The sequence below is a fragment of the Cesiribacter sp. SM1 genome (genome assembly GCF_020178975.1).
Lineage (GTDB): Bacteria > Bacteroidota > Bacteroidia > Cytophagales > Cyclobacteriaceae > Cesiribacter.
On record NZ_JAHXBU010000040.1, the window covers coordinates 92,364 to 112,451 of the forward strand.

General features: G+C 46.8%; 18 protein-coding genes. 13 read left to right on the plus strand and 5 right to left on the minus strand.

The window, feature by feature from the left end; all coding sequences use genetic code 11:
* Positions 1 to 2 precede the first annotated feature (2 nt).
* Together KWJ01_RS05510 and KWJ01_RS05515 are read right to left on the minus strand one after the other, a co-directional pair.
* The gene (locus KWJ01_RS05510; protein WP_224995423.1) at positions 3 to 2,378 is read right to left on the minus strand and encodes a penicillin-binding protein 1A; all 2,376 of its coding nucleotides are present in this window, start codon (positions 2,376 to 2,378) and stop codon (positions 3 to 5) included.
* Between the two features lie 31 nt (positions 2,379 to 2,409).
* Positions 2,410 to 4,905: a lipopolysaccharide assembly protein LapB gene (locus tag KWJ01_RS05515; RefSeq protein WP_224995424.1), complete on the minus strand. Its 2,496-nt coding sequence runs from the start codon at positions 4,903 to 4,905 to the stop codon at positions 2,410 to 2,412.
* Between the two features lie 217 nt (positions 4,906 to 5,122).
* On the opposite strand from KWJ01_RS05515, the gene KWJ01_RS05520 reads away from it, so the two are divergent.
* From KWJ01_RS05520 to radA, 13 genes are all read left to right on the plus strand, one after another.
* Positions 5,123 to 5,992, plus strand: coding sequence for a M23 family metallopeptidase (locus tag KWJ01_RS05520; protein WP_224995425.1), 870 nt, complete (start codon positions 5,123 to 5,125; stop codon positions 5,990 to 5,992).
* Positions 5,993 to 6,005: 13 nt separating this feature from the next.
* The gene (locus tag KWJ01_RS05525; RefSeq protein WP_224995426.1) at positions 6,006 to 6,461 is read left to right on the plus strand and encodes a polymer-forming cytoskeletal protein; all 456 of its coding nucleotides are present in this window, start codon (positions 6,006 to 6,008) and stop codon (positions 6,459 to 6,461) included.
* Entirely contained in the window at positions 6,403 to 6,645 is a 243-nt protein-coding gene (locus tag KWJ01_RS05530) for an AtpZ/AtpI family protein (protein ID WP_224995427.1), read from the plus strand. The genes KWJ01_RS05525 and KWJ01_RS05530 overlap by 59 nt, the downstream gene beginning before the upstream one ends.
* Positions 6,646 to 6,791: 146 nt before the next feature.
* Positions 6,792 to 7,196: a hypothetical protein gene (locus KWJ01_RS05535; protein WP_224995428.1), complete on the plus strand. Its 405-nt coding sequence runs from the start codon at positions 6,792 to 6,794 to the stop codon at positions 7,194 to 7,196.
* Complete coding sequence (gene atpB, locus KWJ01_RS05540) at positions 7,183 to 8,268, plus strand: F0F1 ATP synthase subunit A (RefSeq protein ID WP_224995429.1); 1,086 nt, start codon at positions 7,183 to 7,185, stop codon at positions 8,266 to 8,268. The genes KWJ01_RS05535 and atpB overlap by 14 nt, the downstream gene beginning before the upstream one ends.
* Positions 8,269 to 8,305: 37 nt before the next feature.
* Positions 8,306 to 8,581, plus strand: coding sequence for an ATP synthase F0 subunit C (gene atpE / locus KWJ01_RS05545; protein WP_224995430.1), 276 nt, complete (start codon positions 8,306 to 8,308; stop codon positions 8,579 to 8,581).
* A gap of 90 nt (positions 8,582 to 8,671) precedes the next feature.
* Positions 8,672 to 9,166, plus strand: a complete 495-nt coding sequence (gene atpF / locus KWJ01_RS05550) for a F0F1 ATP synthase subunit B (protein ID WP_224995431.1) — start codon at positions 8,672 to 8,674, stop codon at positions 9,164 to 9,166.
* Positions 9,167 to 9,168: 2 nt separating this feature from the next.
* A complete protein-coding gene (gene atpH, locus KWJ01_RS05555) occupies positions 9,169 to 9,729 on the plus strand; it encodes an ATP synthase F1 subunit delta (protein WP_224995432.1) in 561 nt (186 codons plus the stop codon).
* A 54-nt stretch (positions 9,730 to 9,783) separates the two neighbouring features.
* Positions 9,784 to 11,364: a F0F1 ATP synthase subunit alpha gene (atpA, locus tag KWJ01_RS05560; RefSeq protein WP_224995433.1), complete on the plus strand. Its 1,581-nt coding sequence runs from the start codon at positions 9,784 to 9,786 to the stop codon at positions 11,362 to 11,364.
* Positions 11,365 to 11,431: 67 nt separating this feature from the next.
* A complete protein-coding gene (gene atpG / locus KWJ01_RS05565) occupies positions 11,432 to 12,310 on the plus strand; it encodes an ATP synthase F1 subunit gamma (protein WP_224995434.1) in 879 nt (292 codons plus the stop codon).
* 132 nt (positions 12,311 to 12,442) lie between these two features.
* The gene (locus tag KWJ01_RS05570; protein WP_224995435.1) at positions 12,443 to 13,222 is read left to right on the plus strand and encodes a hypothetical protein; all 780 of its coding nucleotides are present in this window, start codon (positions 12,443 to 12,445) and stop codon (positions 13,220 to 13,222) included.
* Between the two features lie 135 nt (positions 13,223 to 13,357).
* Positions 13,358 to 15,082 carry a murein L,D-transpeptidase gene (locus KWJ01_RS05575; protein ID WP_224995436.1) on the plus strand — a complete coding sequence of 575 codons (1,725 nt, stop codon included), beginning with the start codon at positions 13,358 to 13,360 and terminating at the stop codon, positions 15,080 to 15,082.
* Between the two features lie 133 nt (positions 15,083 to 15,215).
* Entirely contained in the window at positions 15,216 to 16,598 is a 1,383-nt protein-coding gene (radA, locus tag KWJ01_RS05580; RefSeq protein ID WP_224995437.1) for a DNA repair protein RadA, read from the plus strand.
* Positions 16,599 to 16,713: 115 nt separating this feature from the next.
* Here radA and KWJ01_RS05585 read toward each other — a convergent pair whose 3' ends face one another.
* From KWJ01_RS05585 to KWJ01_RS05595, 3 genes are all read right to left on the minus strand, one after another.
* Positions 16,714 to 17,691 (minus strand): S9 family peptidase, encoded by a 978-nt coding sequence (locus tag KWJ01_RS05585; protein WP_224995438.1) that lies wholly within the window; start codon positions 17,689 to 17,691, stop codon positions 16,714 to 16,716.
* Between the two features lie 473 nt (positions 17,692 to 18,164).
* A complete protein-coding gene (purE, locus tag KWJ01_RS05590) occupies positions 18,165 to 18,701 on the minus strand; it encodes a 5-(carboxyamino)imidazole ribonucleotide mutase (protein ID WP_224995439.1) in 537 nt (178 codons plus the stop codon).
* Positions 18,698 to 19,834 carry a 5-(carboxyamino)imidazole ribonucleotide synthase gene (locus KWJ01_RS05595; RefSeq protein WP_224995440.1) on the minus strand — a complete coding sequence of 379 codons (1,137 nt, stop codon included), beginning with the start codon at positions 19,832 to 19,834 and terminating at the stop codon, positions 18,698 to 18,700. The genes purE and KWJ01_RS05595 overlap by 4 nt, the downstream gene beginning before the upstream one ends.
* Positions 19,835 to 20,088: the final 254 nt, after the last annotated feature.

Consider the following 20,088-nt stretch of genomic DNA (forward strand, 5'->3'; position numbering starts at 1 on the left):
ATTTAAAATATATCACCCGGATCTATAGGCGCCTGTGTGTTGATACCAGAAGTGTCTGGTTCACTCGTAGGGGTTCCGCCATAGTTCTGGTTATACTGCGCGCAGTTAATTTCGATGCTAAGTGGTTCACGTGGCGTTTCAAAGCTGGTTTGGTCAATATCCAGCTCCGGGGCGTTATAGGCTTTCAGCATAAAGTCTTCCCAGATAGGCATGGCCGTACGGGCACCCTGGCCGGAAAGCCAGCTGCGGAAACGAATACTGCGGTTATCGCCGCCAACCCAGGCACCTGCAACCAGCTCAGGGGTAATACCCATAAACCAGCCATCAGAAGCATTCTGAGTAGTACCTGTTTTTGCACCAATCTCAATATTGTGGCGCAGTTCACGACTCAGGCCAAGTGCTGTACCGCCGCCCAGTTCTGTACCACCTTTAAGCATGTGCACCATCAGGTAGGCAGTTTCTTCGTTAAGGGCTTCTACGGTTTTAGGCTGTGGCTGGAAAAGCACGTTTCCGTTTTTATCTTCAATGCGGGTAATAAAGAAAGGCTGGGTGTACACTCCTTTGTTTACAAAGGTGCTGTAGGCACCTACCATTTCATATACCGATACATCGCTGGTGCCAAGTGCCAGTGCCAGTACAGGCTCCAGATCGCTCTTAATGCCCATGCGCCTTGCCAGAGAAATTACGTTCTCGGGCTTCATCTTATACATGATATCGGCAGTTACAGAGTTGATGGACTGGGCCATGGCCTCCCGAAGGCTCATAGGCTGGTTGGTAAACTTGCCATCTGAGTTTGAAGGTGACCAGCTTGGGGGATCTCCTCCGGTTGGGTAACTGCGGGGTACATCATAAACAGTATAGCAGGGTGAGTAACCGTTTTCTATAGCGGTAGCATATACAAAAGGCTTAAAGGTAGAGCCTGGCTGGCGCTTACCCTGCATTACGTGGTCGAACTTAAAGTGCTTGAAGTCTATGCCACCTACCCAGGCCCTGATAGCGCCGGAATAAGGGTCCATGGCCATAAAGCCGGTATGTAAAAAGCGCTTATAGTAGCGAACAGAGTCCATTGGCGACATCAGCGTATCTATTTCTCCTTTGTAAGAGAAAATACGCATAGGGCGCTTGGCATTCATTACTATAGCAACAGAATCAGCACCTTTGCCGTACTTGCGCACCAGTTTCCTGTAGTGCTCAGACTTTGTTGCTTCCTGCTCAATAAAGCCTTTTATCTCGCGGTTGCTTTCGTCTACCCAGGGATTTCTGCCAGACCATTCTTTTTCGAATTTGGTCTGCAGTTTATTCATATGGCCGGAAACGGCTTCTTCGGCATATTTCTGCAGGCGGCTGTCGATGGTAGTGTATATTTTCAGGCCATCTTCATAAATATCATAACCATGCTCACGGGCCCAGCTGGTTAAAAAGTCTTTAATTACAGAGCGGAAGTAAGGCGCTACGCCCTGGTTATGGCTCTCTACACTGTACTTCAGGGCTAAAGGCTGCTGCACTAAGCTATCGGCAGTAGCCTGGCTGATGTAATCATGCTCTGCCATTTTCAGAATTACAGTGTTACGCTTAAGCTGGGCTGCATCGGGATGGTAAATAGGGCTTAGGCGTGAAGGTGCCTGTACAATACCGGCCAGGGTTGCAGCTTCCTGCACATCGAGCTCATTAGGGTTTTTACCATAAAAGGTTTGAGAGGCTGTTTTAATACCATAAGAGTTGCTGCCAAACTCAACCGTGTTGAGGTACATGGCCAGGATTTCCTTTTTGGTATAAGAACGCTCCAGCCGCACTGCAGTGATCCACTCCTTGGTTTTATTAAAGAGCATATCAATGTTGCGGCTAATGCCATAGAGCTTGCCTTCGTATCTTTCGTCGCTGCGAAGGCTAAAGAGGTTTTTAGCCAGCTGCTGCGAAAGGGTACTGCCGCCGCCTTCCAGGTTACCTTTATTACCGGTAACAGCATACTTTACAACACCAAAGGCAACACGCCCCATACTTTCGGGGTCAATGCCGGAGTGGCCCTCGAAGCGTACATCTTCAATGGCAATTAAGGCTTTTACCAGGTTTGGCGAGAGCTCTTCGTAGGTTGCGTTAACCCTGTTTTTGCGGTAGTACTTGCCCAACTGTACCCCATCGGAACTGTAAAGCTCACTTGACAGGTCGTTTTCGGGGTTTTCGAGGCTGCTGAAGCCAGGCATGCCCCCATAGAGACCAAGAAAGTTAATGCTAACCGTATAAATGTAGAGCGGCAAGCCAACAACAACACCAAAGAACATCACCCACAGGGCAATTACAATTCCTTTAAGTACTTTTTGCTTGGTTCCACTCGTGGCTTTCTTTTTCTTTTTCTTGGCAGGCTTCTCAGTAGTGGCCATACAGTTTTATTCGTGTTAAATGATCGCTGATTTAATAGTAGAACTTCTGGAAGAAGGCTGAATATCTTCCCACATCTTTAGTATTATACAAGATGCCGAAATTATCTTTAGAAATAACAAAGTATTCCAGATCAGCGTTCTCAAAATCACTTCCAAAAGGAGTTTTTCTTTCCAGGGCTCTAAAATACTGCATTGCAGCGGTTTTATCAGGAAACTGGCTTACAAAAACCATCGATTTTCTGTCATTCAGAATTATGGTAGTTGCTTTTAGCCTGCGGCCTGCCTCCTGCTTGGCATTGTACTGATCTATAATGCGTATAAGTTCATTTGCCTTTGTCTGGCCTGAGTTGTAGAGGGCTATAAAGTAATGAGGCTGATTGAAGTTTTCCTCGTAAACAGTGCCCTGAGATAATGTGCTATCAGCAGAAAACTTATGGCTTGCCTGCAGCAGCTCAGTGGCATAGCGGTCTAGCTCTTCGTTTTCGTTAGCCTGTATAAACTGCTCCAGCGACGACTGGTAACGCTGCACATCATCGGTTTGTCCCATAATGAGTATGCGCAGCAGGTCCAGATGGCTCTGAAAAGTATTATTGGGGTATAGTTGCTGTCCCTGTGCCAGAACACTGTCTGCACGGGCATAAGCCTGGCGCTGATAAAGCGAATAAGCCCGTGAGTAGAGTTGCTTCAGCTGTGCTGTAGCCTGGTCTTCTTCGCGCTGGTAATTTGGATTGATCAGGGTACGGGCAAAAGTGCTTTCAGGGTACATCCTGATCAGTTCATCCCGGTACTGTGCTGCCTTTGCCTCGTCGCTTGGCAGGTACAGCAGGTAGAGGTTATAGAGCACTTCCGGCCGGTACTCCGATTCCTGAAACCGGCTGAGCAATGTGGTATAGGCATCTACTGTGGGTAAAAACTCTTTCAGGTCGTAGTTGAGGATTCTTCCCAGGTTGTAGTAGGCTGTTTCTATCTGCAGGCGCGCTTCTGCCTGCTGCTCGGGCGCCATGGGTAGGTTTTCAATCATTTGCGAGCGGCGTGCGGCAATGCGTTCTTCATTGCTTATGGCATCTTCAGCCAGATCTTCAAACTCTTCGCGCGCCTGCGCCTGGGTTGTAACACCTGTACTTTCGCGGCCGCGGTCACTGCGCCGCCAGTTATCTTCCAGAGGGCGGTTGCCCCAGCGCTTCACAAACTCTGTTTGCCCAATGCTTACAAGCGAGGTGTTGTAAAAATACCAGACACCGCTGCCATCTTCCTGTGTAGTACCAAACTTATCCTGTATGGTGTTGAAGCCTGTGCGTACATTTACCTGGTTTATCTTTTCGGCTCCTTTACGCAGGGCCAGCTCCCTGGCCTGCTCCTCCTGCTTTACTACATCTTCTATATAAGCATCCAGGGCAGCAGGGTCCATGCTGGCCAGCCGTAGCAGGCTGTCCTGTTGTTCAATCACCGTAATCTGCTCTACCAGGTCTGCCATAATACGCTGCCTGTTCTGCAGAAAGGCATAGTCGGTTTCGTCCTGGGGTGTAGTGGTTGCAGTACTGTCGTAATAAGCTTTGGAGAGTTTGTACCTGCCTTCAGTATAGTAAAACTCTGCAAGCTTGCGGTAGGCGTAGCTTTTCTGGCGGGGGTTATTGGTGCTTACTGCAACGGATTTTTTATAATTATCAATGGCCTCTTTGATATTGCCATGCCGCATCTCAAAATTGCCCATTTCGTAATAGATCTTATCGCGGTACTCCTTGTTTTTACGGTCCCGGAGCAGCTTGCTGAAATACCGGCGTATTTGTTTTTCATCACCTTCTTCGGTGAGATTGGCTACCTGGGCCATGTGCAGGCGGGCAAAAAAGCTAAGTTCATAGTCAGGATTGCTGCGAAGCACCTGCCTGAAGTTTTTATAGGCTTCTTCCTGGTTCTCCATTCTCTGGTACAGCTGGCCCAGGATGAAGTGTAATTTGGCCCGGCCATCTTTCTTCTTGGTATCGGCTACTGCATTTTCCAGTACGGCAGCCATCTGATCCCATTCCTGGCGGTGGCGGTACAGCGAGGCAAGTGCCAGGTTGTAGTCCCGGGTATTTTCCTTGTTCAGGTTTTCTTTTCGTAAAAAATCAGCAACACCCTTTGCATTGTTCAGCGCGGTATCGTCCATAAAGGTGTGCATCAGGTGTATGAGCGCCTTGTGCCGTACGTTATCGTCCTTGCTTTTGGTATTAACATATTTAAAGGTTTCTATGGCGTGCTCAAGCTCACGGCCGTAGAACCTTGCTTTGCCTACAAGCAGGTAGCTGTCATCTACCCATTTGCTGTTTTTGTGTCTTTCAATGGCCAAAGAGGCCATTTTCATAGCTTCCTCCAGGGGCTCGGCATATTGCTGGGCCATTATAGTATCGAGCGGCGGCTCAATATAGAGCAGGTCGTTGAAGTTACGCTGGTGAGCATCTTCAATCTGTTGTTCAATTTCCTTTAACTTCTGATCGGCCAGAAAATAGGCATTGTAGTGGGCTGTGGTGTTATGCCAGTTCTTGCTCATAAAGCCTGTTCCTTCCGGAGAACAAGCACTTACTATTACAATTAGCCCAACCGCCAGAGATAGCAGTTTAATTATATGAATATGAACCTTTAGCAAGACAAATATCTTTTTAATCCAATAAAACGACAATCTCCGGATTTTTAGTACATCGCTTTAATGCAATTATGCGAATCCGGTACTTTTGCTGTAATTTTAGTAATTCTAAATTAATGCGCTCTTGAGGAATCGCAAAACATTATCAGAGTGGTTGTCTAACCGTTATTTGCTGATCTTGCGCAATGAGGAAAACTTTGCCGAGCGTACTACTTTAAGTTTTACCTATGCCAAAGGTATACTTTTTTTAGTTGCCATTTTTCTCATTATGCTACTGGTTAGCTTGTATTTAGTAACTACCCTGCTGGCAGCCTGGCTCGACCCCCGGCATGTAGAGGTGGAGGCTAACCGCCAGCTTATTGAGCTAACGCTTGCCGTAGATTCTCTGGAAACAGAAGTGAACCGTAAAAATGCGTTTATAGAGTCTTTTCAGAAGCTTACCACGGGTGCGGTTGCCAACGATACACTCATCCGGGAGCAGGAAGTGGAAATAGCAGAATCCAAGGCAGATGAAGACGAACTGTATAACCTGGCCACGGTAGATTCTGTACTGCGGGCAGAGTTTGAAGGAACCGGGGTAGATGAGCGGCTGCTCATGGGGAACTCATCAAGCGAGCTGCAGGAGTTGTATTTTATAGCTCCTATTGGCAGCGGCCTGGTTACATCTGCCTATAATGCAAAAATAAAGCATTTGGGAATTGATATTGTATCTAAGCAGAACGAGCCCATTAAGGCTGCTGCAGACGGAACTGTTTTGTTTGCTTCCTGGACTCAGAAGGAAGGATATGTGCTGGCAATTCAGCACCGTGCAAATGTAGTTACCTTATACAAACATAATTCTGCCCTGCTGAAAGAAGCAGGAGATTTTGTGCGGGCGGGTGAAATAGTAGCTATCATTGGCAATACAGGAGAACTTACCACCGGCCCTCATCTGCATTTCGAATTGTGGTACAACGGTAATCCGGTTAATCCAGAAGAATTTGTTTCATTCTAAAATAAGTGGTGTTATGTTTAACAAGCAGGAGAAAAAAGTAGCAGTAGAGCAATTAGCCAACAGCAATAACAGTATCAGCAACGGTACCAGCATTGTTGGTGATGTGGAAACCTTTGGCAGCATTCGCATAGATGGTAAAGTGAAGGGAAACATTACCACCAAAAATAAGCTTGTTCTGGGGAGTACTTCTGTAATAGATGGTAACATTCTTGCACAGAATGCTGAAATTGAAGGCGAAGTGACTGGTCGTGTAGAGGTTGCAGAGTTGCTTATTCTAAAGCCAACTGCCAAGATCAATGGTGATATTATCACCAATAAAATTGTAGTGGAAGCCGGTGCTGTGTTTACCGCAAGCTGTAATGTAGGTGACCAGGCAAAGGCAAAAGAAATCAAAATAAACACCAGCTTGGATGGATCAGCCAAAGAAGAAGAGCGAATCCAGCAATCAGCAAAAGCAAAGTCAGCTTAACAGCTACCTGAGGTACTCGGGCCTGGCCTTTCAGATGATGGCCGTTATTGGCCTGGCAGTTTGGGGGGGCATGAAGCTGGATGCATGGCTTGGTATGCGCTTTCCGGTATGCCTGGTAACGCTCACCCTTATGTCTGTGGCGGCAACGCTCGTTATCACCATCAAAAGCCTGCCAAAAGAATGATTCCTATACGGAATGGCAGGTAGTCTGTAAATAATGAATTTAATATTCATTTACTTTGTACTTAATCCTGTTCGTCTGTCCCGGCTTTGCGCTAAGGCAGTATTGATCGGGGAGGGCTACAAACTACTGAAGAGATCTGTTACTAAATGAATTTATATAAACAGCATGCCCTGCGCCTATTCTTTATGGTCGCAGGGCTTGCCCTTTTGGTGTGGGCAATTGGAACAGCGGCTCCGCAGGCTATACACGAGCTGGTGTGGTGGGTACTTTTATTCTTTGCAGTACTTACTTTATTGACCGGTATTTTTGTGCTGTGGGGTGCCAGAAAGTTCAAAAAGAGCTTTACAGCCTTTTTCTTTACAGCCATGATCATTCGTTTTTTTGCCAGCGTAATCTTTATTACAGTGGCGGTAGTGGCAGGAATACAGGCAGTTCTGCTGTTTGTGGCCAACTTCTTTGTGCTGTATTTGTGTTTTCAGGTGTTTGAAATTACATCACTTGTGACTAACTTGCGGGCGCATTTGGAAAACCCCCAAGATGAAAGTATCTGAAACGGCTCAATATCTCTGTAAAGTTCTTAAAATCAGTCTTTTAGTTGTTCTGTTGCTGGGTTTGAACACCGCTAAGGTGTCAGCTGCTTCAAGCGAAGGAGAGCCCTTTAGTGCAGGTGATATGATTCTGCACCACATTTCTGATGCCCATGAGTGGCATTTTTGGGATGGACCTTACGGAACGCTTTATCTTCCTGTAATACTTTATTCTCAGGATCGTGGCCTGGAGGCTTTCATGTCTTCCAGGTTTTACAACGATAATCATGAGCTGGTATCTTATAATGGTTACCAGATCAATCATGGCCACATTGAGCGTGTGGGTGGTGGCGATGTGCTGGACTTGTCCATAACCAAGAATGTGGCTTCCATGCTGCTAAGTGCGGTTCTGATGCTCATCATTTTCTCAAGCATTGCCAGCCGCTATAAAAAAGGTGCTGTTTCGGCTCCTAAAGGCCTGCAGTCTTTCCTGGAGCCAATTATTGTATTCATACGCGACGATATAGCCAGGCCTAATATTGGTCATAAGTACCGCCGCTTTATGCCATTCCTGCTTACCCTGTTCTTCTTTATCTGGATCAACAACATTTTAGGCTTGTTGCCCGGTGCAGCAAACGTAACGGGAAATATTGCAGTAACCCTTGTGCTGGCGGCCATTGTGTTTATCATTACAACCTTTAGCGGTACCAAAGAGTACTGGGGCCACATCTTTAATACACCTGGTGTGCCCTGGTGGTTGAAAACTGTGCTGCCAATCATGCCGATTGTAGAATTTATCGGTATTTTTACAAAGCCTTTCTCTCTGATGGTTCGTTTGTTTGCGAACATAACGGCGGGCCACATTATCATTCTTAGTCTTTTCTCTCTGATCTTTATCTTCCAGAGTGTTGCAGTAAGTCCAATCAGCGTGGCGTTTGCTACCTTCATGTACTTCCTGGAACTATTTGTTGCCCTGCTGCAGGCGTATATTTTCACGCTGCTGGCGGCCATGTACTTTGGCGGTGCGGTAGAAGAGCACCATCACGAGGAGCATGAAAAAGTAGAAGAAGCTCAGGTTGATAAAGCACTTGTATAAGAAACCATTTCTATATTTTAATAAATAACAATTACCTATGTTACTCGCTCTATTGTTAAACGTAGGCTTAGCCGTGATGGGTGCTGGTATTGGTGCCGGTCTTGTAGCGTTAGGCGCAGGTCTTGGTATCGGTCGTATCGGTGGTCAGGCCATGGAATCAATCGCTCGTCAGCCTGAGGCTGGTGGTCGTATCCAAACTGCCATGATTATTGCTGCTGCACTTATTGAGGGTGTTGCCCTTTTCGGTGTGGTAGTATGTCTGCTGATTGCCCTGAACGTAGCTGGTATTGGTGCTGAAGTAATAGCCCAGTAAGAAAAAGAACCGGCCACTGCCATTAGGGCGGGGCCGGTTTTTCTCTTTTTAATTGTGATTGAGGAGTAACACCTAAAAGTTGTTTAAAAAATGGAATTAGTAAATCCCGGCATAGGTTTAATTATCTGGACCGCCATTACATTCATCATTGTGTTGCTGTTGCTGCGCAAGTTTGCCTGGAATCCAATCATGGAAGGCCTGCGTCAGCGTGAAGATTTTATAGATGAATCTATTCGTGCTGCTGAGAATGCCAAAGCAGAAATGGCCAACCTTAGGGCAGAAAACGAGCGCCTGCTGGATGAAGCCCGTGCTGAGCGTGAAAGAATAATTCGTGAAGCTAATGTGGCAGCCAAGAATCTTATTGAAGAGGCAAAAGGCGAAGCACAAAAGCAGGCACAGCGCCAGCTGGATGAAGCGCGCATTGCCATCAATACAGAAAAACAGGCTGCACTTGCTGATGTAAAAAGGCAGGTGGCCCAGCTTTCGCTGGAGATTGCCGAAAAACTGCTGCGCCGCGAACTAAGCAACGAAAGTGCCCAGAAAGCACTGGTGCAGGATTATGTTAGCAATCTGAACGTTCAGTAATTATGGCAGCAGAAGCAAGAGTAGCCTCACGATACGCTAAATCCCTGCTGGACCTGGCAGTGGAAAAAGGCGTTTTAGAGGCTGTGTATCAGGATATGTCGCTCCTGAACAAAACGATCAAAGATAATCGGGAGTTTGAGTTGTTGCTTAGAAATCCGATAGTAAAGAGTGAAAAGAAGAAGGCAATATTGCGTGCCCTGTTCACCAATAAGATCCACATGATGACAGGCAAGTTCCTGGAAATCATCAGCAGCAAAAGCCGTGAGAATTATGTTCCGGCAATTGCTACTGAATTCCTGAGGCAGTACAGGTCTGTGAAAGGGATCACCAGGGCAGAGGTAGTAACCACTTTTCCGCTTACACCCGAGCTGCGTGAACGTTTTATTGCCACTGTTGTTGAAATTGCAGGTGGTACGGTAGAGCTGATAGAAAAGATTGATCCTACACTTATTGGCGGCTATGTGCTACGCATTGGTGATAAGCAGATAGACGAAAGTATTCGTACTAAGCTGGAAGAACTCGAAGCAGAGTTCAAACACAATCCTTACGTAAAACAATTTTAAAAAGGTGCTCCTGCAAAGGGGCGTCTATCATAAACCAGATTAAAAACCTACAAAATGGCAGAAGTAAGACCAGACGAGGTTTCGGCAATATTAAGAGAGCAACTGTCGGGATTCAGAACAGAGGCAGAGCTTGAAGAGGTAGGCACCGTACTGCAGGTAGGTGACGGTGTTGCCCGTATATATGGACTTTCAAGTGCACAATCGGGTGAGCTGCTGGAGTTTCCGGGCGGTATCATTGGCATGGTGCTAAACCTTGAAGAAGATAATGTGGGTGCTGTGTTACTGGGTGACTACAGCAACATTAAAGAGGGTGATACTGTAAAGCGTACCAACCGCATTGCCTCTATCAATGTAGGCGAGGGCATGGTTGGCCGTGTAGTAGATACACTTGGTTTACCAATTGATGGCAAAGGCCCTATCCAGGGTCCGCTGTACGAAATGCCACTGGAGCGTAAAGCACCGGGTGTAATTTATCGTCAGCCGGTAAACGAGCCGCTTCAGACAGGTATCAAGGCTATCGATGCCATGATTCCTATTGGCCGCGGACAGCGCGAGCTGATCATCGGTGACCGCCAGACTGGTAAAACCGCTGTAGTAATTGATACCATCCTGAACCAGCGCGAGTTCTTTGAAAAAGGTGAGCCTGTGTTCTGTATTTATGTGGCCTGTGGCCAGAAAGCATCTACCGTAGCCGGTATTGTGGCAGCCCTTGAAAAAGGTGGCGCCATGGATTATACCGTGGTAGTTTCAGCTTCGGCAGCCGATCCATCTCCAATGCAGTTCTTTGCACCATTTACCGGTGCTGCCATTGGTGAGTTCTTCCGCGATACAGGCCGTCCTGCACTTGTTATTTATGACGACCTTTCCAAGCAGGCCGTAGCATACCGCGAGGTGTCGCTGCTGCTGCGCCGCCCTCCGGGACGTGAGGCTTACCCAGGTGACGTATTTTACCTGCACAGCCGTTTGCTGGAGCGTGCTGCGAAGATCAACAGCTCCGATGAGCTTGCAAAGCAAATGAACGATCTTCCGGAGTCTATCCGTCCGCTGGTGAAAGGTGGCGGATCGCTTACGGCACTTCCAATCATTGAAACACAGGCCGGTGACGTATCGGCTTATATCCCGACTAACGTAATCTCCATTACCGATGGTCAGATATTCCTGGAGACCAACCTTTTCAACGCAGGTATCCGTCCGGCCATCAACGTAGGTATTTCGGTATCACGCGTAGGTGGTTCAGCACAGATCAAGTCAATGAAAAAGGTAGCTGGTACCCTTAAGCTGGATCAGGCCCAGTTCCGCGAGCTGGAGGCATTTGCCAAGTTCGGCTCCGACCTTGACCCTGCTACCAAGCGTACTATTGACCGTGGCCGTGCTAACCTGGAAATCCTGAAGCAGGCGCAGTTCTCTCCGGTACCGGTAGAAGAGCAGGTGGCTATTATCTTTGCCACTACCAAAGGTTTGGTGGATAAGGTACCTGTTGATCGTGTGAAGGAGTTTGAGAAAGAATTCATTGGTCTGCTGCGTGCACAGCATCGTGGTGTGCTGGATAAGCTTAGAGCCGGAGCCTACACAGATGAAATTACCGATGTGCTCACAAAGGTAGCCCGTGAATTAACGAAGCGTTACACAGCTTAAAATAGCTTGATATAGTCTGTTCCGGGAAGCAAGTGCTTCCCGGAGTGGATTCTTTAAAACTGCAAGCATGCCTAACTTAAAGGAAGTAAAAAACCGGATTGTTTCTGTTACCTCTACTCAGCAGATCACCAAAGCCATGAAAATGGTGGCGGCAGCGAAATTGCGCAGGGCGCAGGAGGCAATTACGCAAATGCGCCCTTATGCGCAAAAGCTGAATGAAATCCTGCAGAATGTATCTACTGCCCAGGTTGAAACCCCTTTTGCAGAGCAGCGGGATGTTCAGCGGGTGCTCCTGATTGCGGTTACCTCTGATCGTGGTTTGAGTGGCGCATTCAATGCTAATATCTTCAGAAGGATAAGAATATTGCTTGATGAGGAGCTTCGTGGCTACCAGGCACAGGGTACCCTTGAGGTGATGCCTATCGGTAAGAAAGGCCTTGAATACTATAGGCGCCGTGATGTAAAGTCAAATACTACGTTTAGTGGTCTGTGGCCAAACCTTAGCTTCGATGAGGCACGCCGTACGGCAGAGTATGCCATGGATGGCTTCCTGGAAAAGCGCTACGATAAGGTTTTAGTTGTGTATAACGAATTTAAAAACGTTGCTACACAAATTGTACGGGTAGAACAGCTGTTACCGCTGCTGCCTGCAGAACCTGCAACCAACACCGCCGCAGCCAATATCGATTACATTTTCGAGCCTACAAAAGAAGAAATTGTAACCGAGCTGATCCCGAAGTCTATCAAAATACAGTTTTATAAGATGCTGCTGGACTCAAGGGCTTCTGAAGAAGGTGCCCGGATGACAGCCATGGATAAAGCAACTGACAATGCCGGTGAGCTGCTTAAGGAGCTTAAGCTTACTTACAACCGTACCCGCCAGGCTGCTATTACCAAGGAAATTCTTGAGATTGTGGGTGGTGCCGAAGCACTTAGTAACGGATAAATCTAAAACTTCTCTGCTCAAAAATAATACAAGCCCGTATGTACCTCATACGGGCTTTTTTCATGCATGAAGTACCTAAAGTACATATCTGCCTTTTTAATAAAGAGCAATATTTTTATTGCTCTTTGTGCAATGGCCATTGTACTAACAGGCTATCATATATTGAACAGTGCTGCTGCTGATGAACGGCTTCCTGCTGTAATTGCCATTGTAGGCAGTGCTACTTTCCTGATTTATAACCTTAGTATTTTTCTGGTAGAACTACGCACTGCCCGTACCACTGCTACTACCAGGGTGCAGTGGTTTAAGCGCTGGAATTACATCATGTACCCGCTGCTGGCAGGCGCATTGATTCTACTGCTGCTTTCGCTCTGGTTCGTGCCTTTTAGTGTTATCATTTTTTTTGCTCACCTGGGCATTGTGTCGCTTCTGTACAATGTGCCCGATAAGTACATCCATCAACACTACCGCTCCATCAGAAGTATTCCGCTCATCAAGGTTTTTCTGATTGCTTATGTGTGGGCGGCGATAGGCAGCTGGCTGCCGGCACTAATGCTACAGATAGCGCTGGCCGATGCAGTACGGTTATTTATAGTGCAGATGCTTTTCATCACAGCCATTACACTGCCTTTCGATATTCGCGATTACTGGAGAGATGAAAAGAACGAACTGCTTACGATTCCCGGCCTGATAGGAATTAAACAAACCCGCTGGCTTTCTATTGCATTGATGGTACTGTATACACTGCTCATGGGGCTGTGGTTTACCGCAACCGTAGCAGCAACAATATTGCTGTGTGCCCTTACAATTCTGCTATTGACTGGGGCTCATGATACCCGCCCTTACTGGTACTATACAGGCCTGATAGACGGTCTTATAATACTACAGTGTCTGTTCCTTCTTCTTCTATAACTTTTTTATAAAGCTTCCGTATAAGCCTTTACTCCCTAACAGCCAAAATCCTAAAATTTTATTCAGTTATGTATGCTACCCTGCAAAGGGTAATTGATAAGCTGTGCGCAAAATTTTTATTATAGAAGGAGAAAAATGAAAGTAAGAATTAATAATAATGTATTTACACTGCTGCTGATATCCATTACCCTGATGGGGATCAGTTGCAACTCTGGCTCCGGAAGCCAGAGAGGAATGTTCGCAGGCTTGTTTGGCGGCGGCTTTGATGTGGAAGAAATCAATCTTGCCATGTCTGATGAACTCTCTGACAGTACGGCAATGCTTAGGAACCTGAAAGAGCTTGAATTGCCAAAAGACCTGCAGGAAAGCTTTGCAGATTTTTACAGTAAGCGTAATTACCAGACCGCCTGGGTAGAAAAAAGGGGATTAAATGATGAAGCTGAAGAACTGCTGGCTGCCATTGAGCAGGCAGGCCAGGATGGGCTTAACAGCGAAGACTATAAGCTGCAGTATCTCTATCACCTTAAGAAAAAGGTAGAAGATGGTAAAGAAACAGCAGTAGAAGACATTACCAAGCTCGATAAAGAGCTAACGGCTGCTTACCTGAAATTTGCCAGCCACAAACTAAGCGGACGTGTAAATCCGGAGCGGCTGGATGCACAGTGGAGATCAGATCCCAGAGAAAAAGACCTGGCAGCACACCTGCAAAATGCGCTGCAGCAAGGTAATATAGAAGCATCGCTTCAGCAACTCCAGCCACAGGATCCTCAGTATGATGCCCTGAAGCAGGCTTATGCCAAGTATAAGAAACTTCTGGAAGAAAAAGGAGAGTGGCCACAACTGCCTGCTGACCTTACAATTAAAGCAGGAGACAGTACCCAGTATGTGGCAACGCTGCGTGAGCGCCTTGCTGCCGATGGTTATTTTGATTCCCCTGAGCCTGATAGTATTAAGCAGGTATATGACAGCACGCTTGTAAAAGCGGTTATGCTTTACCAGACAAAAAATGGCCTGGAACCAGATGGTGTAGTAGGCGGAAAAACCTTAGAGATGTTCAATACTACACTGAAACAGCGCATTACTCAGATACAATTAAACCTGGAGCGTATGCGCTGGAGTGGCGAAAGGCCCGAAGGACGCTATCTGCTGGTAAATGTACCGCAGTACATGCTCTATATTTATGAGGGTAATAAAAAGGCCATGGATATGAAAGTTATTGTAGGAGAAGCCTACAAGTCGGGAACACCGCTGTTTAACGATACGCTGGAGTACATTGTCTTTAGCCCAACCTGGACGGTGCCAAACAGCATTGCCACAGAAGAAATGTTGCCAAAGCTCAAAAACGATCCGTCGTACCTGAGTAAGAACAACTTTAAATTATATGAGGGCTGGGATGAAGATGCTGCAGAATTGAATGCAGAATCTATTAACTGGAACAAAGTATCGGCCGATAACTTCCCATACAGGATTGTACAGCAACCTGGAGATCATAATGCTTTAGGCCATATTAAGTTTATGTTCCCGAACGATCTGGACATATACCTGCACGATACTCCGGCAGACTATCTCTTTAAGAAAGCAGAACGTGATTTCAGCCATGGCTGTATCAGGGTAGAGCGGCCTGTAGATCTTGCAGTGTACCTGCTGGACGACCCAAGCTGGACTACAGCCAGGGTTGAGCAATCCATGCACCTTCCCGAACCTGAAAATGTAAAGCTAAATGAAAAAATACCAGTTATTCTGGATTACCGTACCGCATGGGTTGATGACGACGGACGCGTAACCTTTGCCAAGGATATTTATAGCCACGACCAAAAGCAGATGCAGCGCTTCGATGAGCTGCTGGCCACTAATCAATGAATAATTGATATATAAAATTTAAAAGCAAGGCACCTTTTGCAGTAGCAGAAGGTGCCTTTTTTTGCACTTATAGAGCCTGAAAATTGTTTTATAAGGGAAAAAAAGATATGTTTTTAGCCTTAACCTATAATCAGTGGCAAAATTAAAATCTAGCTATTTCTGCCAGAACTGTGGAGCTCAGTCGCCCAAATGGCTGGGGAAATGCCCGGCCTGCGGACAATGGAATACCTACGTAGAAGAAATCCTACAAAAAGAAGATAAGACCACCAAAAGCTGGCGGCCAGCTAAAGAAGGAACCGGAAGCTATTCGCGCCTAAACCAGCCTATGGCCATTACGGCTATTGAGCCCCGCGCAGAAGAAAGGTTTGAAACAGCAGATGCAGAATTAAACCGGGTGCTGGGAAGCGGCATAGTACCGGGCTCCCTTGTGCTCATCGGTGGCGAACCAGGCATTGGTAAATCTACGCTTATGCTCCAGATAGCCACCTCCATGAAACAGTTAAAGGTGCTGTATGTGAGCGGGGAGGAAAGCGAGCAGCAAATTAAAATGCGGGCAGACCGCATGCAGCGCAACAGCCCCAACTGCTATATTCTTTCAGAAACAAACCTGGAGAACCTCTTTGTGCAGATAGAGGAAATGAAACCGGATCTGCTGATCGTGGACTCTATTCAGACCCTGCAGACGGCAAGGGCAGAATCGGCTGCGGGCAGTGTATCGCAGGTGCGGGAATGTACCGGGGAGCTGATGCGCTTTGCGAAAGAAAGTCATGTGCCGGTGTTTTTAATAGGCCATATTACCAAAGAAGGCTCACTGGCCGGACCAAAGGTGCTGGAGCATATGGTAGATACCGTGCTACAGTTTGAGGGCGACCGGCATATGAGTTACCGTATATTGCGCACCATCAAAAACCGCTTTGGCTCTACCTCTGAGCTGGGCATTTACGAAATGACAGGCGATGGGCTTCGGGAAGTAAGCAACCCATCCGAGATCCTGATCTCGCAAAGAGAAGAAGATCTTGCCGGCGTAACCATTGGCGCTATGCTGGAAGGCAACCGCCCGCTCATGATAGAAATTCAGAGCCTGGTGAGCCCCGCTACCTACGGTACCCCACAGCGTAGCAGTACAGGCTACGATAACAAGAGGTTACAAATGTTACTGGCAGTGCTGGAGAAGAGAGGGGGCTTTCGGCTTGGCGTGCATGATGTATTCCTGAACATTGCCGGTGGTTTAAAAGTAGAAGATCCTGCTATAGACCTGGCAGTATGTTCATCGCTCATCTCTTCCTTAAAGGATGTGTCCATCAGCGGACGTGTTGCTTTTGCTGCAGAGGTAGGCCTGGGAGGAGAGGTGCGGGCGGTAAACAGGATTGAAAGCCGCATCAGCGAAGCCGAAAAGCTGGGTTTCCAAGAAATCTACATCAGTAAATTCAACAAAAAAGGTCTGAACATAAAAGATTACCAGATCAAAGTGCATGCCGTTAGCAAGCTGGAGGAAGTATTCAGGATGCTGGTATAATTATGAAGCAGCATTGTTCGGTATAAACTAAAGGCAGAGCCCGAATAGGTTCTGCCTTTAGTTATACATTGTACATTAGCCCGCCTGTTACAGGCAAATAATTTTAAGGGCTTATCTATTCCTCTGCTACTTGTGTCCCTACCTGTATGGCATTAACCACCCAATCTTTAAATGCCTGCTGATAAACTTCTGAATAGGGAATGTCTTCCAGGCTGTCATCGTAGCAGAAAGGTAGCTTTCTAAAGCTGTGGTCTGCCTCAGGTATTGTCTGATGCTGAATATGCGGAGGAATGCCATCGGGAAAAATTTCAGACAGCGCCTGTTCGCTCCATTCAGGATTTACGAGCTTATCATTTTCAGCAAACAGGAAAAGGAAGGGTACTTGTATATTTCTGATATCAGCAGCGGGTTCAAACTTCCTGATGCGCCTTAGTTGCTTCCAGTTTTCTTTCAGGGGAAAAACAGAGGTAAACAAAAGGATATTATTGGTTTTTCTTTCGGCTGTTTGCAGTGCCTCAATAGGGTCGTACTGTTTGCACATCAGGTTGCCCATATGATCGTTGAGCAATTGCTTTCTAACACCAAAGGTTGGTCCGGCCAGGCTAACGGCAAAAGCAACATCATAGGGGTAGCGGCTGGCAACCAGCTGCGCAATCCATCCTCCCTGGCTGTGCCCAACCACACCAATGCGGCTCGAATCTATGGCAGGATGCTGCTTTAAGAAATCAATTGCCGCCTTTGCATCTGCTGTACGGTCGTTAAAATCTGCCTTAAACCAGCTTCCTTCAGAAGAGCCAATGCCCCGCTTATCAAAGTAGAAAACAGCAATGCCCTCGGGAAGCAGTAAATCTTCTAAGTTTTCCTGCCCCCACTCTTTATAATTTGTACGGTACGACGAATTTGCCCCCGAACCAACCAGTAATATTACAACCGGTACTCTTTCGTTTTTAACAGGCAGCAGCAGTTTACCATACAGGCTAAGCTTACCACTTTTGAACTGAGCTGCTACATGAGTGGTGTCTGTGGCAAAACTTAGGGTGTTGCAGAGCAATGCAAGCATCAATATTGATAAGTACTTAGCTGAGCCTTTCATGTTTTAAGATTTACTGCAATATTACTATTAATGAGTAGTTTATTATAAAAACAGGGGGCAGAGGTAAGTTAAAAGCAAAAATTGCTGTGATAAAGAGATAGAATAACCAATTTATTAACAGCATTTTAGGTGCTGATGATAAAGTGTTACTTTAATAATTCCTGCTCAAATACACCTGAACAAGGTATTTATACTACTTACAGGCAGGTTGTAGGGCAGTTAGTGGGGCCGAAATGTTTGTTTACCTTTTTACAGGTGTAGTGATGTTTTTCCTCTAAAGTACAAAATAGGAAAAGAGACAGCTTCCGGAGCAGGGCAGAGTAAGCCAGGCGGGGGTTCGGCACAACCAACTTTAGCCAAACCGGTATATTATATTTTAGTAGTCTGCTAAAAAGCAGAAGGGCCTGCTTTATTAGCAGGCCCTTCTGTTAAAGAGGCAATGTTAACTTGCCCAAAGTTTAGCAGAGGTAAAACTAACTGTGGGTAAAGCCTATTTTGCCACCTTTGTAGTTCTGGCTCTCAACTTTAGCGGCCATTTCTTCTACCTTCTGGCGCAGCTCTTCTTTATACTCATCCAGGCGCTTGGCTACTTCTTTATTGCTGGAGCCAACAATCTGGGCAGCCAGAATACCGGCGTTTTTTGCCCCGTTAAGGGCCACGGTAGCCACCGGTACACCACCCGGCATTTGCAGAATGCTTAATACTGAGTCCCAGCCATCTATAGAGTTGCTGCTCTTTACCGGCACGCCAATAACGGGCAGGGAAGTTAAGCTTGCGACCATACCTGGCAGGTGGGCTGCACCGCCGGCGCCGGCTACAATTACTTTTATTCCGCGTTCCCTTGCCTGCTGTGCATATTCGATCATGCGCAAAGGAGTACGGTGAGCTGATACAATGCTCATCTCATAGGGAATATCAAACTGCTCGAGCATCTGGGCAGCTTCATGCATTACAGGCATATCGGACTGGCTGCCCATGATAATGCCAACTATTGGAGTACTCTTGCTCATGCTATAATTTTTAAAGTGTCTTTTACAAAAGTTGCTTTTTCCCGCAGGCGGTCCAGGTCGGTATCAACAATGGTAACATGGCCCATTTTGCGGAATGGCTTGGTTAATTTCTTACCGTACAAATGCACATGCACACCGCTTAGCTGCAGTACTTCTTCCATGCCGGTATAGCGTGCCGTACCGCTGTAACCAGCCTCTCCCAGCAGGTTTACCATGGCCGAAGGTATTTTAGCTGCAGTATCGCCCAGTGGCAGACCCAGAATGGCCCGCAGGTGCTGCTCATACTGCGAAGTTAAATTTGCTTCTATGGTCTGGTGTCCGCTGTTGTGCGGACGCGGGGCCACTTCGTTCACCAGCACAGCGCCATCGGTGGTAACAAACATTTCTACTGCCAGTAAGCCAACAATATTCAGTTCACGGGCTACTTTCAGCGCTATTTGTTCTGCTTCCTGAACCACCCCGGCTGCCAGGCGGGCAGGCGCAAAAAGGTACTCCACCAGGTTATGTTCGGGGTGGAACACCATTTCTACGGCAGGAAAGGCTTTTTCCTCACCCAGGGTATTACGTGCAACAATCACTGAAATCTCTGTCTGGAACTGGACCAGCTTTTCCAGCAAACCGGGCTTATCGAAAGCTTTTTCCAGATCCAGGGCATCATTGAGTCTTTGTACCCCGCGGCCATCGTAACCCTCCCTGCCCAGTTTGTGCATTGCCGGCAAAAAATCGAGGTGCTTGCTAACCTCCTGCCGGTTTTCTGTAAGAATAAAATCTGCAGTAGGGATGCCCTTATCCGTGAAGAACTGCTTTTGGGTACGCTTATCCTGAATCAGCGCTATCACCTCCGGTTGTGGGAATACCTGTTTGCCCAGCTGCTGCAGGGCTTTGAGTGCTTCTACATTTACATTTTCGATTTCTATGGTTAGCAGGTCAAACTGTTTGCCCCATTCCAGAACAGTATTGTAATCGGTAAGGGAGCCCTGTGTAAAAGAGCTTGCCAGCTGGTGGCAGGGAGCCTGTGGGTCGGGATCGAGCATGTGCAGCTCCAGGTTATAATCTACTGCCGATTGTATGAGCATACGTCCCAGCTGGCCGCCGCCCAGTACACCCACTTTGATTTCTTGATTAAACGCCATTGCAATTAACAAGTACAGTACAACGTATAAGGTATTTAGTATTTTACGCTATAACAGGGCGGGTAGATCCAGGTGAAATTGCACACATCCGGCTGCTATCATTACCCAGTCTTTAATCCCGTGAGTAAAACTACTGTTAACGAGCCTCACGATGAATGATCTGCGCTGAACCCTGTTAGAATTGCACAAAGATAAGTTATTTTTATGGCAGTAGGCGTTTAGGCGCGATCCCTGCATTAAATTATACCTTTGCA

Coding starts and splice junctions, on each gene's coding strand:
- KWJ01_RS05510 (WP_224995423.1), bottom strand. CDS start 2,378: ATGGCCACTACTGAGAAGCCTGCCAAGAAAAAGAAAAAGAAAGCCACG.
- atpE (WP_224995430.1), top strand. CDS start 8,306: ATGTTACTCGCTCTATTGTTAAACGTAGGCTTAGCCGTGATGGGTGCT.
- atpA (WP_224995433.1), top strand. CDS start 9,784: ATGGCAGAAGTAAGACCAGACGAGGTTTCGGCAATATTAAGAGAGCAA.
- KWJ01_RS05585 (WP_224995438.1), bottom strand. CDS start 17,691: ATGAAAGGCTCAGCTAAGTACTTATCAATATTGATGCTTGCATTGCTC.
- KWJ01_RS05530 (WP_224995427.1), top strand. CDS start 6,403: ATGGATCAGCCAAAGAAGAAGAGCGAATCCAGCAATCAGCAAAAGCAA.
- KWJ01_RS05525 (WP_224995426.1), top strand. CDS start 6,006: ATGTTTAACAAGCAGGAGAAAAAAGTAGCAGTAGAGCAATTAGCCAAC.
- atpG (WP_224995434.1), top strand. CDS start 11,432: ATGCCTAACTTAAAGGAAGTAAAAAACCGGATTGTTTCTGTTACCTCT.
- atpB (WP_224995429.1), top strand. CDS start 7,183: ATGAAAGTATCTGAAACGGCTCAATATCTCTGTAAAGTTCTTAAAATC.
- KWJ01_RS05535 (WP_224995428.1), top strand. CDS start 6,792: ATGAATTTATATAAACAGCATGCCCTGCGCCTATTCTTTATGGTCGCA.
- KWJ01_RS05515 (WP_224995424.1), bottom strand. CDS start 4,905: ATGAGCAAGAACTGGCATAACACCACAGCCCACTACAATGCCTATTTT.
- KWJ01_RS05575 (WP_224995436.1), top strand. CDS start 13,358: ATGAAAGTAAGAATTAATAATAATGTATTTACACTGCTGCTGATATCC.
- purE (WP_224995439.1), bottom strand. CDS start 18,701: ATGAGCAAGAGTACTCCAATAGTTGGCATTATCATGGGCAGCCAGTCC.
- KWJ01_RS05595 (WP_224995440.1), bottom strand. CDS start 19,834: ATGGCGTTTAATCAAGAAATCAAAGTGGGTGTACTGGGCGGCGGCCAG.
- KWJ01_RS05570 (WP_224995435.1), top strand. CDS start 12,443: ATGGCCATTGTACTAACAGGCTATCATATATTGAACAGTGCTGCTGCT.
- atpF (WP_224995431.1), top strand. CDS start 8,672: ATGGAATTAGTAAATCCCGGCATAGGTTTAATTATCTGGACCGCCATT.
- atpH (WP_224995432.1), top strand. CDS start 9,169: ATGGCAGCAGAAGCAAGAGTAGCCTCACGATACGCTAAATCCCTGCTG.